This window comes from Streptomyces sp. NPDC040589 (assembly GCF_055594445.1).
On record NZ_JBVIWP010000004.1, the window covers coordinates 714,769 to 732,862 of the forward strand.

17 protein-coding genes are annotated in these 18,094 nt (G+C 69.7%); 10 read left to right on the forward strand and 7 right to left on the reverse strand.

Going from position 1 to position 18,094, the window contains the following annotated elements; translation table 11 throughout:
* Window positions 1-128: 128 nt before the first annotated feature.
* The 7 genes from ACZ58V_RS21135 (at window position 129) to infA (ending at window position 8,073) form a co-directional block, all read left to right on the forward strand.
* Window positions 129-662: a hypothetical protein gene (locus ACZ58V_RS21135; protein WP_468196232.1), complete on the forward strand. Its 534-nt coding sequence runs from the start codon at window positions 129-131 to the stop codon at window positions 660-662.
* Window positions 650-1,396, forward strand: coding sequence for a cupredoxin domain-containing protein (locus ACZ58V_RS21140; RefSeq protein ID WP_471291376.1), 747 nt, complete (start codon window positions 650-652; stop codon window positions 1,394-1,396). The genes ACZ58V_RS21135 and ACZ58V_RS21140 overlap by 13 nt, the downstream gene beginning before the upstream one ends.
* A 61-nt stretch (window positions 1,397-1,457) precedes the next feature.
* Complete coding sequence (locus ACZ58V_RS21145; RefSeq protein WP_471291378.1) at window positions 1,458-2,867, forward strand: PepSY-associated TM helix domain-containing protein; 1,410 nt, start codon at window positions 1,458-1,460, stop codon at window positions 2,865-2,867.
* Window positions 2,868-3,806: 939 nt separating this feature from the next.
* The gene (locus ACZ58V_RS21150) at window positions 3,807-5,054 is read left to right on the forward strand and encodes an FUSC family protein (RefSeq protein WP_468196239.1); all 1,248 of its coding nucleotides are present in this window, start codon (window positions 3,807-3,809) and stop codon (window positions 5,052-5,054) included.
* A 209-nt stretch (window positions 5,055-5,263) separates the two neighbouring features.
* Complete coding sequence (locus tag ACZ58V_RS21155; RefSeq protein ID WP_471291380.1) at window positions 5,264-6,439, forward strand: alpha/beta hydrolase family protein; 1,176 nt, start codon at window positions 5,264-5,266, stop codon at window positions 6,437-6,439.
* Window positions 6,440-7,060: 621 nt separating this feature from the next.
* The gene (locus tag ACZ58V_RS21160) at window positions 7,061-7,852 is read left to right on the forward strand and encodes a GNAT family N-acetyltransferase (RefSeq protein ID WP_471291382.1); all 792 of its coding nucleotides are present in this window, start codon (window positions 7,061-7,063) and stop codon (window positions 7,850-7,852) included.
* Complete coding sequence (gene infA, locus ACZ58V_RS21165; protein WP_010981942.1) at window positions 7,849-8,073, forward strand: translation initiation factor IF-1; 225 nt, start codon at window positions 7,849-7,851, stop codon at window positions 8,071-8,073. Before ACZ58V_RS21160 ends, infA begins: the two co-directional genes overlap by 4 nt.
* Before the next feature lie 138 nt (window positions 8,074-8,211).
* Here infA and ACZ58V_RS21170 read toward each other — a convergent pair whose 3' ends face one another.
* The 4 genes from ACZ58V_RS21170 to ACZ58V_RS21185 form a co-directional block, all read right to left on the reverse strand.
* Window positions 8,212-8,646 (reverse strand): VOC family protein, encoded by a 435-nt coding sequence (locus ACZ58V_RS21170; protein WP_468196248.1) that lies wholly within the window; start codon window positions 8,644-8,646, stop codon window positions 8,212-8,214.
* A gap of 84 nt (window positions 8,647-8,730) precedes the next feature.
* Window positions 8,731-9,846 carry a sensor histidine kinase gene (locus ACZ58V_RS21175; protein WP_471291385.1) on the reverse strand — a complete coding sequence of 372 codons (1,116 nt, stop codon included), beginning with the start codon at window positions 9,844-9,846 and terminating at the stop codon, window positions 8,731-8,733.
* Window positions 9,813-10,535, reverse strand: coding sequence for a response regulator transcription factor (locus tag ACZ58V_RS21180; RefSeq protein ID WP_471291387.1), 723 nt, complete (start codon window positions 10,533-10,535; stop codon window positions 9,813-9,815). Before ACZ58V_RS21180 ends, ACZ58V_RS21175 begins: the two co-directional genes overlap by 34 nt.
* A gap of 68 nt (window positions 10,536-10,603) precedes the next feature.
* Window positions 10,604-11,308: a VanZ family protein gene (locus tag ACZ58V_RS21185; RefSeq protein WP_468196255.1), complete on the reverse strand. Its 705-nt coding sequence runs from the start codon at window positions 11,306-11,308 to the stop codon at window positions 10,604-10,606.
* Window positions 11,309-11,706: 398 nt separating this feature from the next.
* On the opposite strand from ACZ58V_RS21185, the gene ACZ58V_RS21190 reads away from it, so the two are divergent.
* A complete protein-coding gene (locus ACZ58V_RS21190; protein WP_471291389.1) occupies window positions 11,707-12,414 on the forward strand; it encodes a GNAT family N-acetyltransferase in 708 nt (235 codons plus the stop codon).
* A 25-nt stretch (window positions 12,415-12,439) separates the two neighbouring features.
* Here ACZ58V_RS21190 and ACZ58V_RS21195 read toward each other — a convergent pair whose 3' ends face one another.
* Both ACZ58V_RS21195 and ACZ58V_RS21200 read right to left on the reverse strand, forming a co-directional pair.
* Window positions 12,440-15,079, reverse strand: a complete 2,640-nt coding sequence (locus ACZ58V_RS21195) for a SpoIIE family protein phosphatase (RefSeq protein ID WP_471291752.1) — start codon at window positions 15,077-15,079, stop codon at window positions 12,440-12,442.
* Between the two features lie 252 nt (window positions 15,080-15,331).
* Window positions 15,332-16,357, reverse strand: a complete 1,026-nt coding sequence (locus ACZ58V_RS21200; protein WP_471291391.1) for an ABC transporter substrate-binding protein — start codon at window positions 16,355-16,357, stop codon at window positions 15,332-15,334.
* A 445-nt stretch (window positions 16,358-16,802) separates the two neighbouring features.
* Here ACZ58V_RS21200 and ACZ58V_RS21205 point away from each other — a divergent pair, with 445 nt between their 5' ends.
* Window positions 16,803-17,030 (forward strand): hypothetical protein, encoded by a 228-nt coding sequence (locus ACZ58V_RS21205; RefSeq protein WP_471291393.1) that lies wholly within the window; start codon window positions 16,803-16,805, stop codon window positions 17,028-17,030.
* 58 nt (window positions 17,031-17,088) lie between these two features.
* Here the strand turns inward: ACZ58V_RS21205 and ACZ58V_RS21210 are convergent, their stop codons facing one another.
* On the reverse strand, window positions 17,089-17,349 hold the full coding sequence (locus ACZ58V_RS21210; RefSeq protein ID WP_471291394.1) for a hypothetical protein: 261 nt from the start codon (window positions 17,347-17,349) through the stop codon (window positions 17,089-17,091).
* A gap of 110 nt (window positions 17,350-17,459) precedes the next feature.
* Here ACZ58V_RS21210 and ACZ58V_RS21215 point away from each other — a divergent pair, with 110 nt between their 5' ends.
* Window positions 17,460-18,074: a TetR/AcrR family transcriptional regulator gene (locus ACZ58V_RS21215; protein ID WP_468196265.1), complete on the forward strand. Its 615-nt coding sequence runs from the start codon at window positions 17,460-17,462 to the stop codon at window positions 18,072-18,074.
* Window positions 18,075-18,094: the final 20 nt, after the last annotated feature.

Sequence of the window (18,094 nt, forward strand, 5' to 3'; positions counted from 1 at the left end):
CCACCACCCCCCCCGTGCTAACAGGTGGACGGGGACCTTGCCCCCCCCCCCCCCCCCCCCCCCCCCCCCCCCCCCCACCGGACCATTGTCGTCCCCCGTCACTCCGCTCGCCCACCGAGGTGCCCGAGATGACCACCGAATCCCTCCCCACCGCCGTCCTTCCCCCGCCACGGACCGGACCCTCCTGGCTTCCCCTGCCCGGCACCTACACCGCCGCGCCGGGCCGCTGCATCGCCGAACTGACCGCCCGCCTGGGCCCGTTGCCGACCCTGCGCCGACGCCTGACCGCCGAGCAGGCGGGCCTCACGGTCGCGGCCGACGCCGAGGACTGCGTCCTGAGTCTGGAGCTGACCGGCAGGCCGCTGCGGGGCAGAACCCTCGGGTTCGTCAGTACGAGCATCACGCCGGAGGCCGACGGCTCCCGCCTGAGCGTGCCCGGCGAACTCGCCCTGGACGGCGCCGACGGCTCCGACGACGCCTTCGTACCGGCCGAGCTCACCCTGCGTGTCGTCGACCGCGCCGACGACCGGCTCCTCGTCCTCGGCGCCCTACGACTCCCGTACGGCCCGCTCCGCCGTACGACCGGCCTCACCCTGCCCCGCATCCGTCCCGCAGACCGCATACGGCTGCTCGTCGCCGTGGAGTTCACATGCCCCGCCTGACCGTCCTGCGCGCGCTGCCGGCAGCCCTCTTCGTGACCGGCGCCGTCACCGTTCTGCCCGGTGCCGCTCCCACGGCTCTCGCGGCCACCGCCCACCAAGTCCTCATGTCGGGCTACGCGTTCAGCCCGCGCTCCCTCACCATCGACGCGGGGGACACCGTCGCCTGGACCAACCAGGACCAGGCGCCCCACGACGTGAAGACCACGTCCGGTCCCGCGTCCGTCCACTCCCCGATGCTGAACAAGGGCGGCACCTGGAGCCACACCTTCACCACGCCGGGCACCTACGGCTACGTCTGCACCGTGCACCCGGGCATGACCGCACAGCTCGTCGTGAAGGCTGCGGCGGCGCCCTCGCCCACCGCACACCCGACCGCCCACCAGCACGCCACGTCCGCCCCCGCTGCCGGACGTCCCGTGACACGGCCCACCCACACGACCGCATCCGCCTCCCACCCCTCATCCGCCTCCCGCAGCGACCACAGCGGCATGGCCTCCGCCGAGAAGGACGACTCGCCCTCGCCCTCACCTTCGGCCGCCGCGAGGTCCGAGGCGTCCGCGGCCTCGGCGCAACCCGCCGTGGCCGCCCAGAGCGCTGCCTCCGCGGTCCGGCCCCTCGATCCGCTGCTCCTCCTCGCGGGCATCGTCGCCGGCGTCGCGGTGCTGTGCCTGCTCCTGGTCGGCTCCCGATCAGCGGCCACCGCGCCCCGTACCGGCGACACGGGACCGAGCTGATCTCAGGGGAAGAACCGGCCTCGACCACCTCGTACCGCTACCGGAGTCAGGAGACCAGACCATGTCCGTCACACCACCGGACGCCCGCACCCCGGGGGGCAGCCAGGAGGTCGTGGAGGGGCGATCCTCCGCAGGCCGGTCCGCCTGGGCGTCGCTGCGCCCGATGGTGCTGCGGCTGCACTTCTACGCGGGTGTGTTCGTCGCGCCCTTCCTGCTCGTCGCCGCCGCGACGGGATTCCTGTACGCCTGCTCGTTCCAGGCCGAGCGGATCGCCTACGCCCATGAACTGCGGGTTCCCGTCGGCAAGAACGATCTGCCGATTTCGCGGCAGGTGGCCGCGGCCCGCAAGGCGCACCCCGAGGGCGTGGTCAGTGCGGTCCGGCCCTCTCCGGAAGACGGTGCGACCACGCGTGTGCTGCTGTCCGGGGTGCGGGGCGTCGAGGCCGGCCACACGCTGGCCGTGTTCGTGAACCCGTACACCGGCGAGATCCGCGGTGCGCTGGAGCAGTACGGCGCCACGGGCGCGCTGCCGCTGCGTACCTGGATCGACGACCTCCACCGCGATCTGCACCTGGGAGAGCCGGGCCGCCTGTACAGCGAACTCGCGGCGAGCTGGTTGTGGGTCATCACGGGCGGCGGTCTGGTGCTGTGGCTCGGAAGGCGTCGGGCGCTACGGCGACCACGAGGTCTCCGCGGACGCCGTCGCACGCTCTCGCTGCACGGCACGGTGGGCGTGTGGGCCGCCGCCGGGCTGCTTTTCCTCTCGGCGACGGGCCTGACCTGGTCGGCGTACGCGGGGCAGAACATCAGCGATCTGCGCGACGCGCTCGGGCAGGCGACGCCTGCGGTGACGGCGACCGTCGACTCCGGCGGCGGGCACGCCGAGCACGCAACGCACGCGGGTATGGGCACGGAGACCGGCAAGGGCGTCGGCGTCGACACCGTCCTCAAGGCTGCCCGGAGCGAGGGCCTCTCGGATCCGGTCGAGCTGGTGCCGCCGGCCGACCCGTCGGCCGCCTACGTGGTCCGGCAGATCCAGCGCAGCTGGCCGGAGAAGCAGGACACGGTCGCGGTCGACCCGATGACCGGTGAGGTCACCGAGACACTGCGGTTCGCCGACTATCCGGTGCTGGCCAAGCTGACCCGCTGGGGCATCGACGCCCACACCGGCGTGCTCTTCGGCGTGGTCAACCAGCTGGTGCTCGCCGCACTGGCCGTCGCCCTCGTGCTCCTGATCGTGTGGGGGTACCGCATGTGGTGGCAGCGCGGCCGCGGTGCCGGCTTCGGGCGTCCCGTGCCGCGAGGGGCGTGGCGACATGCCCCCGTCCACCTGCTGGTCCTGCTGGCAGGGGGGATCGGCGTACTGGGCTGCTTCGTGCCCCTGCTCGGCATCCCACTGGCCGCCTTCCTCGCCGTGGACGTCGTGCTCGGCGCGATCGCGTACCGCGGAAGGGCCCACCCGAGTCCGTAGGAGGACGGCCGCCCTCATACCGGGATCTCGCCGACCTTGCCCACTCGGCGCGCGGAGTCGCCCCGAGTCCTCGGCCGCGGGTATGGCCTTCGACCGCCGCCCTGCCAACACTGGTGGAACGCATGCGAGTCGGGGGATGGCGCGGCATGGTGACGCGTACGGAATCACCGCGGGCGGCGTTACCGGAGCGGCGGCGGCCGAACGACGAGACCTGAGCCTCGACAGCCAGGGCACGGTCCCCCTTCCGGCGTGTAACCGCCCTTCATCACAGAGTACTCGCGGGTCAGTGTCCTGCCCCTGCCTCGGCAGTCAGGGCATGCGTCGGAAGGGAGAGGCCGAGCGTACTCATGGATCGTCCACACGACGCCCACCACGATGATGAAGACGAGCCAACTGTCCATGACTCCTGCGTAGGCGGGCTGGCGCCCGTGGCCAAGCCTCCACCCCATGGCGCCAGAGGCGTTCAACAGGCGCGCGGAAGCAGCCAACGAGTGGAAGCGCTGAAGGCTGCCTGGGGCGCTGTGCGGTGTGCGTGGTGACTCGACGGTGAACTGTGCGGCGTGAGGTGTGCGCGGCGGGCTGCGCCAGACCTCCGACCTGCGCCCCGACGCTCAGTTCCGTGCCCTGTGCGCCGCCGCAGGGCGCGACTGCACCTCAGCCGAGCGCGAGCTGCTGCCGGAGGGAGCGCCGTCGACGCCTCCTGCTAGCGGCTACCTCCCCCTCTGACCAGTGGGTATGGGGCAGGGCCGGGAGCCCGCCATGTGGCGGTCACCGGCGTGGGAGCCGACGGGTGTGCGGCCGACACCGATGCCGAGCTCGACGATCCTCTCCGGTCCCGCATGACGAGCCGGACGTATGACCTCTTGCACAGTCTGCGGTGATCTGTACGGGGTACCCCGTGGACCCGGCAGTCGTGGCGGGACGAGAACGGGAGAGAAGATGGCTGAAGCCGTTGCAGGGGAGCGGCATACACGGGCGGCATCGCAGGGCCGGCTGGCCCGGATAGGGCAGTGGTTCGGACGGGCGGGTTCGGACGGGCACGAGCGGCACACCCTGGCCCTCATCGGCAAGAGCACCCTCGCGGCCGCCGTCTCCTGGGTGATCGCGCGCGATGTCATGGCCGCGCAGTCGCCGGCGTTCGCGCCGTTCTCCGCGGTGCTGATCATGCAGGTCACGGTCTACCAGTCGCTGGTGCAGGCTTTGCGTTACGTCGGTGCGGTCGCCGTGGGCGTGGGTCTGCAGGGTGTGCTGGGCCTGCTGGCCGGCCCTCACCTGCTCACGTTCGTGCTGGTGACGCTGGCGGCGCTGGCCATCGGACGGTGGCGGCCCCTGGGCTCGCAGGGCTCCCAGGTCGCCACCGCGGCGTTCTTCGCCTTCTCCACCTACGTCTCGGCCACCAGCGACGCACAGCGCTGGTCCCAGCTCGGGCAGATCATCGTGCTCGTGCTGATCGGCTGCGGCATCGGCGTCGTGGTGAACACGCTGGTGCTGCCTCCCCTGCGCTACCGCAGCGCCGAGTACGGCATCCACACCCTCGCCCACTCGCTGTGCGACCTGGTCGGCGACATGTACCCGGCGCTGCGCGAAGGGAAGCCGGATGAAGAACGCACCCGGCACTGGCGCCGGCGCGCCTCCCACCTGGCACCGATCGTGCAGCAGGCCCAGTCCTCGGTCCACACCGCGTGGGAGAGCACCTTCTACAACCCCCGGCGCCTGCGGCGCCGTCATCGCCACCGCATGTCCTTCGACGGCTACCAGGCCGTCGTCGACGCCCTGGAGCGCGTCTCCCACCAGGTGGCCTCCATGACCCGCAGCCTCGATCAGTGGCACGGTGCCGACGGCAGCCGGGGGGACGTCGACTTCGCCCGCTCCTACGGCGACTTCCTGGCCTCCCTCGCCCACATCGCCGAACTGCTCAGCCAGGTCGACGAAGACCGTCTGCAAGACCAGGCCGACCAGCTGTGTGAAGCCGCCGCGCAGGCTCAGCAGTGCCGCGACCGGCTGGAGGAGGAAGCACGCGCCGGTTCCCTCCCGCTCAGCGACCCCGCCCAGCCGTACGGCATCCTCATGGCCGAGGCCACCCGCCTCACCGACGAGTTCCAGCACACCTGCGACGTGCTCAAGCACGGCGCCGACGAAGCCCAGGCCACACCCACCGCCCCCACAGCAGGAAACGAGCACAGCTGACGCTGTCGGCCTGGATGCTACTGCTCTGACCGCATAGGTTCGCCGGGCCGGCGGTCGTGGCGGTTGAATGGGCGGTGACGTCCTCACCATGCAGACCGCCGCCCTCATCTGTGTGATACCGGGGTCTGACGGGATCCGCCGACAGGGGTACAACCAAGTAACCCTGGAGCCGGACGTGTTGAGGCGAACCAGGGCCTAGCGTCGACTGCATGATCTCCAGACATCGCAGAGCCACTGCGGCCACCCTGCTCACCCTGGCCCTGGCCGCGCCGCTTCTGGGCGCCACACCGGCCGCCTCCGTCAACGCCGCGCAGACCGCGCCCCAAGTCCCGTACGGCAGCGGGTTGGAACTACCGTCCCCCACCGGTCCGTACCCCGTGGGCCGCCGTACCCTGCACCTGGTCGACCGGAACCGCACCGACCCATGGGTGCCGACGGCCGGTAACCGGGAACTGATGGTGACGGTGTCCTACCCGGCACGCTCGGCGAGTGGATTACCGGCGGCATACATGACCGACGAGGAGGCGCGGCTCCTCTTGGAGGCGAGGGGACTCGGCGGCGTCGTGCCCCACGAAACGGTTGCCGGGGCGCGTACCCACGCGCACGTGGGCACTCGCCCGGCGCCAGGGCGTTTCCCCCTGGTGCTGCTCTCCCCGGGCTTCTCGATGCCTCGCACCACACTCACCTCGATCGCCGACAATCTCGCGAGCCGCGGCTACGTCGTCGCCTTGGTGGACCACGCCTACGAATCCGTCGGCACTGCCTTCCCCGGGGGCCGGATGCTGACCTGTGTGGCCTGCGAACGGGGCGACACTCTGCCGGAGCGGGCGGCTGTCGTGCGCGGCCGGGCCAGGGACATGTCCTTCGTGATCAGCGAGTTGACCAACGGCCGACGGGCCGGGACGCTGTCCCATGTGATCGACCCACGCCGGATCGGAATCGGCGGGCATTCGATCGGGGGTGCAACCGCGGCGGCGACCATGGCCGCCGACCGTCGTGTGCGGGCGGGGGTCGACCTGGACGGTAACTTCGTTCTGCACCCTGCCGCGACAAGGCTCGGCGGGCGCCCGTTCATGATGCTCGGCGCCCAGTCCGCCCACAGCCCCAACAGCCCGACAACCGACTGGCCTAAGGCGTGGAAGCACCTGAACGGCTGGAAACGCTGGCTGACCGTGGCCGGCGCTGGACACTTCTCCTTCACGGACCAGCCGTATCTGGCTGGGCAGTTGGGCCTGTCGGACCCTGCCATACCGCTGTCCGGAGAACGCGGGTGGCGCATAACCCACGACTACGTGTCAGCCTTCTTTGACCTTCATCTGCGGGGCATATCGCAGCCGCTCCTCGACGGCCCCAAAGCCACGCATCCCGAGGTCGCATTCCAGTAGCCGTGACCTGGCGCCCGACAATGCCGCAACCGCGTGGGTTCGCCGGGTTGTTCACGCCGCGGTCTTGAGAGGGCGTCCGCGCCAGCGGATGCCTTCTCGCTCCGGATGCGGGCGAGTCTCTCCGTCCGCTGGGCGAATTCCTTGGCCATGGCGGCGCTGACCGTGGGCCGGGTGTCGTGGATTGTGCCGAGGTGGTCGGCGGTGGCGCTGGCGGTCCGGGTCCCGGTGTCGAAGGTGTGCTCGAACTGAGCGTTGGAGACGCTTCGCGCCGCGTGTGCGATGTCGGCGGCGTGAACCCTTCGCTTACGGACGCGAGTGCTGGCTCCGGAACCTGACGATCGCCTTGAGCCAGGCCGTACTCGGCGGCCAGACGCGCGGGGAACAGTTCGAGGAAGGGAGACCAGACGCCGCTCGATGAGCCGCTTCTCGTTCTGCGGGAAATGAATTGAGCGAGGCGGCGCCCCGCTGCTACTTTCGCGGTGGACCGTGAAGTCGTCGTAGGGAGGTGAGACCCGTGAACACAGTTACCCATGGGTGCTCCCTCAACCCGTCACGGTCCGGCGGCTGACGTTCGGTGTCGCCAGGAGCGCCTGAGATCGAGGCACTCCTAGGGAGACTCCGATGAACACTGAGCCTTTCGCGTCTGACCTGAGCGAGAACGCGGTGATGATCACGCGCGTCGCGGACAGGCAATGGCATGCACTGGATGACGACCTGGTGGTCGGCCGTGGGCATGCGCAACACCGGCCCGACGGACGTTTGTTCGTCAGTATCGACGCCTGGCACGACGCCGCCTTCGACCGGCTCGCCGAGGCGATGCTGGCGGAACTGCCGGCGCCGCTGTACACGCTGGTCGACGAAGCCGACGCCGAGCTGACGGCCGGCTGGCGGCGGGCCGGTTTCACGATCCGGCGCCGCGAGTGGGAGTACGTGGTGCCGACCGACCCGCGGGTCACAGGGCTCGAAGCGGTCCTGCCGCCTTCGGGCGTGACGATCGTGCCCGCCGGTCAGGCGGACGAGAGTCTGCTGCGGGCGGTGGACCGCGCGATCCGTGACGAAGTCGAGGCGACCGTCGGGTGGCAGTCGATGCCCGCGGAGGTGATTCCCCGTCCCGAAGGCGACACCATCGTCGACCCGTCGAAGTACGCGGTGGCCGCGGCACCGGACCGTTACCTGGGGCTGATCCGGGTGGTTACGGTGAACCGGCCACGCATCGGGCTGGTCGCGGTCCGGGCCGGCGAGCAGCGCCACGGCATCGCACGGGCGCTGCTCGCCCACGCGCTGGGGACGTTGCACCGCTCGGGGTTCGCCGCGGCCCGGACCGAAGTCCAAGAGTCCAACCAAGCGGCCTCGGCGCTGTTCGAGGGCATCGGCGCCCGGCCGATGAGCAGCAACCTGGAGCTGGTGCGATGACGAAGAACAAGAACGTCATCGAAGTCGAGGGCAAGGTCGTCGAGTGCCTGCGCAGCGCCATGTTCACCGTGGAGCTCGAGAACGGCCACCAGGTGCTCGCGCACATCAGCGGGAAGATCCGCAAGAACTACATCAAGATCATGCTGGAGGATCGGGTGCTGGTGGAGCTCCCGCCGTACGACCTGACGCGCGGCCGGATCGTGTTCCGGTACCGGAACTAGCGGCGGACGGCGCCTTCCGCGGCAGCTGATCCTGGGGCCCCGGTCACGGCGTTTCCGCGACCGGGGCGCCGACGATGGCTCGCAGCGGCGCGCTCGGTGCCCACACCCCTCGGAGGTTCTCGCCGTCGCGGAGGACGCTCAGTCGAGGCAGAACTCGTTGCCCTCGATGTCCTGCATCACGATGCACGACTCGTTGGTGCCATCGGCAAGCAGCGTTCGTACGTGTACCGCACCGAGGGAGACCAGTCGTGCGCACTCGGCCTCCAGTGTGGCGAGGCGCTCCTCGCCCACGAGCCCGGTGCCGGCCCGCACGCAGAGATGCACCCGATTCTTGACGATCTTCCCTTCGGGAACGCGCTGGAAGAGCAGGCGCGGGCCCTCACCCGAGGGATCACCGCATGCGAAGTAGGTGACCTGATCCTCAGGCGGCAGCGAGCGATGGTAGTCCTCCCAAGTGGCAAAGCCTTCCGGGACCGGCGGTACGACGTATCCCAACACCTCGCACCAAAAACCGGCGAGGCGCGCGGGTTCTGCGCAGTCGAAGGTGACTTGGAACCGCTTGATCGATGACATCGGCGCACCATAGCAAGGGGCTCAGTTGCTCACCTCCCGGCGTTGATCGGCGTGTTGTCGGGAGGAGGACAGCCCCTGCCGGCATCAGTTACGGGACAACTCTTGGCCGGGAAGTCGAATCGTGACGAGGAGGCCGCCGGTCGGGCGGGGCGCGAGGTCGAGGGTGCCGTCGTGTGCTCGGACGATGCTGTGCACGATGGCCAGTCCCAGGCCGACACCGGCATGCTCGTCGGTGCGTACGCGTTCTGTTCCGCGTTGGAAGGGTTCGGTGAGGGCCGGTACCAGCTCCGATGGGAGCGGATGGCCCGTGTTCTCGACCCGCAGCACGCTCGCGTCGTGTTGCGGCTCGGTGTGGATCGTTACGGTGCCGCCGGCGGGGAGGTTGTGGACGATGGCGTTCTGGACGAGGTTCGTCATCATCCGTAGTAGGAGCGCCGCGGAGCCGACGGTCTGTGTGGTCTCGCCGGTGACGTCGAGTGTGGTCTGGCGCTTCTCGGCGAGAGGAAGCAGCGTTTCGGCGGCTTCTTCGGCGATCAGGGAGAGGTCGACGGGCTCGCGGTTGAAGCTCTTGCGGTCGCTGCGGCTGAGCAGCAGGAGTGCCTCGGTGAGGTCGATCGCCCGCGTGTTGACCGCGTGGAGGCGTTCGATGAGTTCGCCCTGGTCCCGCGTGGGGTCGTTACGGGCTACGTCGAGGAGTGTCCGTGAGATCGCCAGCGGCGTACGCAGCTCGTGGGAGGCGTTCGCGGCGAACCTCTGCTGTTCGGCGACGTGGGATTCAAGTTGTTCGAGCATGGCGTCGAACACGTCGGCGAGTTCGCGGAATTCGTCGTCGGGGCCCTTCATACGGATCCGGTGGGACAGTGATCCGTTCCCGGCCATCCGTGCCGCGTCTGCGATCCGTGTGAGTGGTGCGAGCATCCGGCCGGCGAGGATCCATCCTCCCAGGAGGCCGAACACGAGGAGGAAGGCCAGCGCTGTGGCCGCGGCGGGGGCGAAGCCGCGCAGGAGGTCGGTGCGGCTGGGCCCGATGAAGATGACGCCGCCGTACGTCCTCTGGAGGGATCTGGGGTCGGCGGTCGGTAGCCAGCGCAGCACGAATACCCACATCACGGCCAGCAGGAGAACGCCGGCGAGGAGGAGGAACCCGGCGTAGCTGATGGTGAGTTTCATTCGGGCGCTGAGCCCTGAGCGCCTATGCATGAGTACTGCCAGGGCTCGTGGTGTCCCATGCCGGTGTCGATCCGGTAGCCGACGCCGGGCGCCGTGGCGATGAGCCATGGTTCGCCGAGCCGTTTGCGCAGTGCGGAGACGGTGATGCGCACGGCGTTGGTGAGGGGGTCGGCGTTCTCGTCCCAGGCCCGTTCCAGCAGCTCTTCGGCGCTGACGACCCCGCCCTCGGCGGCGATGAGGACTTCCAGCACGGCGAACTGTTTGCGGGTGAGCGCGACGTAGCGTCCGTCGCGGAAGACCTCCCGCCGGAAGGGGGCGAGCCGCAGGCCCGCGATCTCGCGGACCGGGGGCCTGGCGTACGCGCGTCTGCGGTCGAGCGCCCTCAGCCGCAGGACGAGCTCCCGCAGCTCGAACGGTTTGGTGAGGTAGTCGTCGGCGCCGAGCTCGAAGCCGGAGGCCTTGTCGTCGATCCGGTCGGCTGCGGTGAGCATGAGGATCGGGATGCCGCTGCCGGAGGCGACGATGCGCCGGGCGACCTCGTCGCCGGAGGGGCCCGGGATGTCGCGGTCGAGGACCGCGAGGTCGTAGGAGTTGACGCTGAGCAGCTCCAGGGCGGAGTCGCCGTCGCCGGCGATGTCGGCGGCGATCGCCTCCAGCCGCAGACCGTCACGGACGGCTTCGGCCAGGTAGGGCTCGTCCTCCACGATCAGTACGCGCATGTCCGAAGCCTAAGCAGCACAACATATCGCCGGCGTATGCAACATGGGGTGCACACTGGACACTCGACTCAGCCTGCCGGTGCCGGCGCGGGGCGATGTTGGTCCGACGGCGCTTGTGCTGTGGTGCGCCACCAGCGGTGTGACGCCAGCGCGGCCAGCACGGCGCCGACGGTGTTGACCAGTACGTCGTCCACGGAGGACACCCGGTCCAGCCGCAGGACGTACTGTGCGGTTTCGACCAGAACCGAGGAGCCCGCCCCGAGCGCCAGGATCCGCGGCACGGACGCCAGCGCCGCGAACCGCATCGGGGCGAAGAACCCCAGTGACGCGAAGACCAGCAGGTTGCCGACGATCCCGAGCGGCCCCATCACCACCAGGTCCCGCAGCGGTACCAGGCTGAACCGGCCGGGGACGGTGCCGGCCCCGGCGCCCGGCATCATGGTCAGCCAGAGGAACGGCACCGTCCCGTGAACCATGCCCACCTCGGCCAGCGACATCCGCCACGCCGACATGACGCCGGCGGCACGCCGACGCCGCGCCAGAGCCCATGCCACCAGCGCGGCCAACGGCAACGCGACCAACGTCATGAGCACCACACCGTTGAACGTGTCGAAGCAGCCGTGCCACCGCCCGGCCATGCACATCGGAGCGGACATCAAGAGCGGCCTCCGCACGACGAACGCGGCGCTCGCCAAGCCGAGGATCGCCAGGCCGAGGAGCACGATCTTGCGCGTGCGGCGGAGCGGTACTGACAGGGATGCGTCGCGGTTCATGCCCCCATGGGAAGCGGAGGACCGTTGCCGTGGCGTATGCGATTTTCGATACGCCTGCGATACACGGAATTCCGGGTATCGAGGAACTGGCGTGATCCGACAGTGAGATGGCCCCGCAGCCGGTGATCGCGACGGCTCAGCTGCGTACGACCTGCGGATCGCCTCTGCTTCACGAAGTCCTCGACCCGCTGGCCACCATCACATGCCTTTTCGGCCTCGACCATGCTGGCCACCAAGGATCAGCGTTGCTTCCACGCTGATCGATGAGCCGGCGCAGCCGGCGGATGCCCTGCCTCCTCGCGGACCGGGGCTGACTACGATGGTCCGTCGGCATCCGATGGCACCGTGTCCGTCACGGGGCGAACGGCTTCGACAAAGGGCAGGAGTGGCGCAGCACGATGACAGGTCTCCGCGACGTCGTCGCACTCGACGACCCGGTGGGGGAGTCGCTCCGCGGCCACCATGGGCATCTGGCTCGCCGACTCGGCCGGGCTGTCACTTATCTGCCGGGAGTCGCGACCTTTTCCGCGGTCCCCGCGGAGGTGGACTCGGAGGGGTGGGACGACCTCGCCCAGTTGCTGGGGCGAGGCGAGTTCGCCGACATGTTCAGCTGCCCGGCGACGCCGCCGTCGGACTGGGAGCCGGTTTTCGTCCTCGAGGGCCGCCAGATGATCTGGGCCGGTGAGAGTCGTACGGATGTCTCTCGTGCCGAACTAGACCCCGCTGTGGTCCAGTTGGGCCCTGAGAGCGTGCCCGGGATGCTCGACCTCGTCGAGCGGACCCGGCCGGGTCCGTTCTGGCCACGCACTCATGAACTCGGCACCTATCTCGGCATCCGCGACGGCGACACTCTGGTGGCGATGGTGGGGGAGCGGCTCCGGCCTCCTGGGTGGACCGAGATCAGCGCTGTCTGCACCGCTCCCGAGGCACGCGGACAGGGCCACGCCGCCCGTCTGGTGCGCGCGCTCGTCGCGCGCATCGTGGGCCGGGGTGATCGTCCCTTCCTGCACGTGGCCGAGGCCAACACCGGCGCGATCGCGCTCTACGAGCGGCTGGGGTTCGAGACCCGGAAGCACGTGACGTTTCGCGGGTTCCGCACTCCGTGAGGCGTTCGGCCCCGGCGCCGTCGGCTCACCAGGCCGCGTCCTCCCATTGGTCCAGCAGGGCGTCGGCCGACACTCCGCCGGGGTCGCTCACCGGGCTCTGGGTGGACTGTTCCGTCCAGATCACCTTGCCCCGGGCCGTGTAGCGGGTGCCCCACCGCTCTGCGAACTGGGCGACGAGGAACAGCCCTCGTCCGCCTTCGTCGGTGGTCGCGGCCCGGCGCAGGTGTGGCGAGGTGCTGCTGCCGTCGGCGACCTCGCAGATCAGGCTGTCGCGGTCCTGAACCAGCCGTAGCCGGATCGGTTCCGTGCCGTAGCGGATGGCGTTGGTGACCAGCTCGCTGATGATCAGCTCGGTCGTGAAGGCCATCTCCTCCAGCCCCCAGGTCTCCAGCCGGCGAGTGACGTCCGACCGGATGCCGGCGACGACCGCCGGATCGTTGGGCACGTCCCACTCGCCCACGTGGGAGGGGTCCAGCAGGCGGGTGCGGGCGACGAGCAACGCGATGTCGTCGCTCGACCGAGCGGGCAGCACCGCGTCGAGGACGTCCTGGCAGGTCTCCTCCGGTGTCCGGTCCGGGTGCGCCAGGGCGTGACGCAGTCCCTCGAGGCCGGTGTCGAGGCCCCATTCCCGGTTCTCGATCAGGCCGTCCGTGTAGAGGACCAGGCGGGAGCCCTCGGGGAGGGCGAGTTCGGTGGTCTCGAAGGGCAGGCCGCCGCCCAGACCGAGCGGCGGTGAACCGGGTACCCGCAGGAACTCCACCGTGCCGTCGGGGCGCACCAGGGCCGGCTCGGGATGCCCGGACCGTGCCAGTGCGCACGTCCCGGATGCCGGGTCGTAGATCGCGTAGAGACACGTGGCTCCCGAGACGCTCTCGTTGTCCCGCTCGACGTTCTCGTCGCTGTCGATCCGGGCGACCAGCTCGTCCAGATGCCCGAGGAGCTCGTCCGGGGGCAGGTCAAGGGCGGAGAAGTTGTGCACCGCGGTGCGCAGCTGGCCCATCGTCGCCGCGGCGTGCAGGCCGTGCCCCACCACGTCGCCGACCACCAGGGCGACCCGGGCGCCGGGCAGGGGGATCACGTCGAACCAGTCGCCGCCCACGCCTTCCAGGGCGGGCAGGTAGCGGTGGGCGACTTCCACGGCCGAGTGGTCGGGCAGGGAGCTGGGCAGCAGGCTCCGCTGGAGTGTCTCGGCCAGCGTGTGCTCGCGGGTGTAGCGGCGGGCGTTGTCGACGGCGACCGCGGCCCGGGCGGCCAGTTCTTCGGCGAAGGCGAGATCCTCCCCGCCGAAGGGGTCCGCGTCCGAGCGCCAGAAACTCGCCATGCCCAGCACCACACCGCGGGCCTGCAGCGGCACAGTGATCAGGGAGTGGAAGCCGAGGTCCAGCAGGTGCCGGGCGCGTTCGGGGTCCTGGGCATTCATCCACTCACGGGACGCGGTCAGGTCGGCGTCCAGGACCGCACGGCCGCGCTCGGTGCCGACGGCCACGGGCGAGGTGGGGACGAAGCGGATCAGCTCCCCCACCGGGTAGAGAGACCGGGCACCGTCGACGCCGTGTACCGCAACCCGGCGCATCTCGGGGCCGGGGCCGGCCGACTCCGCACCCCGCAGGATCGGATCCAGCAGATCGACCGTCGCGGCGTCGGCGAACCGGGGGACCGCCACCTCGGCCAGTTCCCGCGCGGTGCGCACCACGTCCAGCGTGGTGCCGATCCGGATCCCCGCCTCGTACAGCAGCCCCAGCCGCTCCCGGGCCACCTCCGCCCGGCCCGCCAGCGCACGCAGCTCTGTCGAGTCACGCAACGTGACGACGCTGCCCGCGGGGCGGCTGCCGGGATCGACCGGCCGTATGTTGACCGCCAGCAGCCGGTCGCCTGCCAGGTGCACCACGTCGGTGACGACTCGGGCCGAGCCCAGCAGTGCGGTGGTGTCCGCCGCGAGGCCGAGCTCGGTGACGCGGCGCTCCTCGGCGTCCGCGGGCAGGCCCAGCAGTCGCCGCGCCTCGTCGTTGGCGAGCAGCAGCCGTCCGTCATCACCGATGATCAGTACGCCTTCCCGCACCGCGTGCAGCACCGCGTCATGGTGCTCGTACATCCGGGTCATCTCGGACGGATCCAGGGCGCGGGTCTGCCGCCGCAGCCGCCAGGACACCAGTGCTGTGCCGACCGCGGCCACCACAAGCGCACCGCCGGCGAAACCCAGCAGCTGCGGCAGTTGCTCCTGCACCACGTCGTCCACGCTGGCGACGGTGACCCCGACCGATACGAAGCCGACGATGGTGGTCCCGTCGGTGTCGTAGACGGGAACGGTCGTGTCCACGGCAAGGCCCAGGCTGCCTTCGAACGTCTTGGTGAAGGGATGGTCGGCGGCGCCGCCCTCGCGCAGGGCGAAGATGTGCTTGCCGATCAACTTCGGGTCGGGGTGGGTCCAGCGAAAGCCCTGAGGATCGAACGCGACCACGTAGTCGACCCCGGTGTGCCGCCGGGTGTCCTCCGCGCGCGGCTGCAGCAGCTTGGTGGGCTCGCCGGACTTCATGGCATCCAGCGTCCCCGGGGCGCGCGCGAAGGACTGTGCGACGCCCATCGACAACTGCCGGGCCTCCTGCATGCTCGAGTTCCGGGCTTGCACCACGAGAGCCCCTCCCGCGGCGGCGGCGAACAGCACCATGATCACGAGCTGGAGCAGAAACACTCGGCCGGCGACGCTGCGCACCCTTGGCAGGAGCCGCCGGCGTCTCCCGGAGGGCCGGCCGCCAGGCTCCGGTTCCGGCTGCGGGTCGGGCTCCTCGACCCGTCGCGAGGCCCGCCGAGGGCGCCCTCCGCCGTGCGGACGGAAGTCCGAGAGTCGACCAAGGTGCCTGGCCATACGGACTCTTTACCATGCGTGTTCATATACGGCCATATGGCTGGGTTCAGTCGGTCAGTTGCGCACCCACTCCTGCCAGCGCCTGGTCACGGAGTCCCCGTTCTCCAGCCACCACGCGATGTCCAGGTCGAAGCCCGACAGCAGGTGTCCGGGCGTGCTCGCCAGGTTCACGGCGGTGGATTCGGTGAGAAATCCGTAGGCAGCGGGCACCACAGGCCCCTCGGGGTATATACGGGCCATATGAGCCTGCACCTCGGGCCGCAGCGCGAAATCGATGAGCCGGTAAGCGGCGTCGGAATTGGCGGCGCCCTTGGGGATTCCGTAGCCGTTGCTCTGCCTGCGGGCGCCGTTCCACTCGTACGCGAGCGGAGAGCCGCCCTTGATCAGGCTCTGGACGCGGCCGGCCCAGGTGCTGGAGGCCGCGACCCGGTTGCGATCCAGCAGCTCACCCGGTTCGGCGCCGTACTCCCAGAATGTCCGCACCGAGCCCTTGATCTCGTCGAGGACCTTGAAAGCACGGTTCACGTCGAGCGGGTAAAGCGTGTCGAGCGGCGCTCCGTCGGCGAGCAGGGCGAACTCCAGTTCCGGCCAGTCCACCGTGCCCTGAAGTGCCCTTCTGCCCGGGAAGGCGCCGAGGTTCCAGAAGTCCGCCCACGATGCGGGCTTTCTCCCGCCGAAGGCGTCCGCGCCGTAGGCCAGGACGCTGGCCCAGTAGCTCTTGCCCACACCGTTGGGGGAGAGCAGGGACTCGGCGATTCCCGCGTTCCTGGTGTTCCTCAGTCGGCCGTAGTCCAGTTCCTCGGAGGCGTCCTCGTGCTCGAAGCGCACCAGATTGGACATGTCGATGTCCATGACGTCGAAGCGCGGACGGCCTTCCTTGATCTGGGCGAGGATCTGGGTGCTCGAGTAGTTCACCACGTTGATCCGGATGCCGGTTTCCTTGGTGAACGGGTCGTAGATCGCTTTGCGGTTCGCCTCGCCGTAAGAGCCGCCGAAGTCACGGACCACGAGCAACTTGCTGCTCTTGGTGGAACTCCGGTCGGTGCGGCTGTCGCACGCGGTGAGCGATACGGCAGCCACACCGGCTGCGATTCCGCCGACCCCACTCAGGAAGGCCCTGCGGTCGATCCCGACGTCTCCCACCGGCTGCCTCCCCAGTGCCTTCTGGAGTGTTCTGGATGATCCGTGACGGAGGGTGATTCCTGGCCGGTCCTGCTTCGCGCTTCAGTCAGTTCTTATCAGGAAAAGTCAGTCCTTTACAGGCGTGAGGGGGGAGATCCGGCCCACCGCGCCACCAGGTCTCGCCGGCCATGTGAGGCGATCAATACATCCAGGTCGTGACCGGGCTCCGTCCGCTGGTGCTTCGTCTGGCCGGCGCGAGGGCCCCGACAGACGGCCGGTCCCGTGCGTCAACCGTGATCAGGGGGCTGGCAGTGCCGACGTCTGCCGATTGCCCTTGGTCCGTTCTCCCGAATCCGCCGTGGCCCGGACGGCCGCTGCCCCGGAAAGTTTCCAAGCGTGAGACATGGCGACCGCCCCGGAGACGGCTTTCGCTCTGGACTCGACCGCGACGACGCGCATCGGGTGTGTGCGTGACGCCGGAAGTCTCCACTTCCAGGGCACCAGCGACAACGACCTCGTCATCACCATCAACGTCGCCGACCCGGACCACCGTCCGGTCTTCCAGGACCTGATCGCGAACATCCGCGACCACCAGGACGCCGGTCACACGCCGAGGAGATCGGCCCGGTGAACGGGGCTCTCCCAGTGGGCTCCGGAGGGTCCCAGCTCGCCGGCGGTCTGCGGATTCCTCACGCTTGGTGGTGTGCACGCCTCCTCGCGTAGTGACGGCGCGCCGCCATTCCCAGCAGGGCCAGACCCGCGACGCCGACCAGCAGCGTTGTCCACTCAGGCATTTGGGCTGCCCGCAGGAGGCCGGCGACACCAAAGCTCGTATCCCACCCGGCCTCCGTGATGGCGGAGCCGAAGCCCTGGATGACGAGGATGGCACCGAACAGCCACAGCAGCCCCTGCCCCGAGCTGCTGTCCGTCCTCTTGAGCTGCTTGTCCATGACGAGCCTTCCCTCCCGCTGTCCGCGCATCGTTCCGATGCGATCGCATCACATCGTGCAGTGAATCCGGATACGATGCAAGTGCATCAGAACGTGGGAAGGAGTGAACCGTGCCCAGGCAGGTCGACTACGAGGACCGACGTCGACGGATCGCCGAGGCGGTCTGCACCTTGATCGCACGCTCCGGCATGGAGGCCGTCAGCCTCCGCGACGTCGCCGCCGAAGCCGGTGTGTCCATGGGCGCTGTCCAGCGGTGCTTCCGCACCAAGCAGGACATGCTGCTCTTCGCGCTGGAGCACATCTCCCAACACGTCAGCGAACGCGCCAACCAGCGCATCGCCGCCACCTCCACGCCCCAGGCCGCATCAACCCTGCTGTCCCACACCCTGGCCGAACTCGCCCTGCTGGATGAGGAATCGAGGACACAGGCTCAGGTCTGGCTGGCCTTCGTCGCCCATGCCCCCGCCAGCGAGGAACTGGCCGCCGTCCTGCGCGACACCTATGCAAAGCTCCACGGCCTCATCGCGTGGCTCATCCGCTACGGCCAGGACACCAGGGAAGTTCCCCAGCGCCTGGACCCCGATCGCGAAGCACACACGCTCCTCGCCCTGGCCGACGGCCTCACGACTCACGTCCTGACAGGCCACCACTCCCCGGCCACGGCACTGGCCATCCTCCAACGCCACATCGACCACCTGCTGGAAGACGCGTTTGACCGCGGCTGATGAGGGGCGGGCGTAGCGCC

What these genes read in the sequence shown, in the direction of transcription:
- ACZ58V_RS21135 (WP_468196232.1), top strand. Translation starts at nt 129, where the DNA reads ATGACCACCGAATCCCTCCCCACCGCCGTCCTTCCCCCGCCACGGACC.
- ACZ58V_RS21140 (WP_471291376.1), top strand. Translation starts at nt 650, where the DNA reads ATGCCCCGCCTGACCGTCCTGCGCGCGCTGCCGGCAGCCCTCTTCGTG.
- ACZ58V_RS21145 (WP_471291378.1), top strand. Translation starts at nt 1,458, where the DNA reads ATGTCCGTCACACCACCGGACGCCCGCACCCCGGGGGGCAGCCAGGAG.
- ACZ58V_RS21150 (WP_468196239.1), top strand. Translation starts at nt 3,807, where the DNA reads ATGGCTGAAGCCGTTGCAGGGGAGCGGCATACACGGGCGGCATCGCAG.
- ACZ58V_RS21155 (WP_471291380.1), top strand. Translation starts at nt 5,264, where the DNA reads ATGATCTCCAGACATCGCAGAGCCACTGCGGCCACCCTGCTCACCCTG.
- ACZ58V_RS21160 (WP_471291382.1), top strand. Translation starts at nt 7,061, where the DNA reads ATGAACACTGAGCCTTTCGCGTCTGACCTGAGCGAGAACGCGGTGATG.
- infA (WP_010981942.1), top strand. Translation starts at nt 7,849, where the DNA reads ATGACGAAGAACAAGAACGTCATCGAAGTCGAGGGCAAGGTCGTCGAG.
- ACZ58V_RS21170 (WP_468196248.1), bottom strand. Translation starts at nt 8,646, where the DNA reads ATGTCATCGATCAAGCGGTTCCAAGTCACCTTCGACTGCGCAGAACCC.
- ACZ58V_RS21175 (WP_471291385.1), bottom strand. Translation starts at nt 9,846, where the DNA reads ATGCATAGGCGCTCAGGGCTCAGCGCCCGAATGAAACTCACCATCAGC.
- ACZ58V_RS21180 (WP_471291387.1), bottom strand. Translation starts at nt 10,535, where the DNA reads ATGCGCGTACTGATCGTGGAGGACGAGCCCTACCTGGCCGAAGCCGTC.
- ACZ58V_RS21185 (WP_468196255.1), bottom strand. Translation starts at nt 11,308, where the DNA reads ATGAACCGCGACGCATCCCTGTCAGTACCGCTCCGCCGCACGCGCAAG.
- ACZ58V_RS21190 (WP_471291389.1), top strand. Translation starts at nt 11,707, where the DNA reads ATGACAGGTCTCCGCGACGTCGTCGCACTCGACGACCCGGTGGGGGAG.
- ACZ58V_RS21195 (WP_471291752.1), bottom strand. Translation starts at nt 15,079, where the DNA reads ATGGTGCTGTTCGCCGCCGCCGCGGGAGGGGCTCTCGTGGTGCAAGCC.
- ACZ58V_RS21205 (WP_471291393.1), top strand. Translation starts at nt 16,803, where the DNA reads ATGGCGACCGCCCCGGAGACGGCTTTCGCTCTGGACTCGACCGCGACG.
- ACZ58V_RS21210 (WP_471291394.1), bottom strand. Translation starts at nt 17,349, where the DNA reads ATGGACAAGCAGCTCAAGAGGACGGACAGCAGCTCGGGGCAGGGGCTG.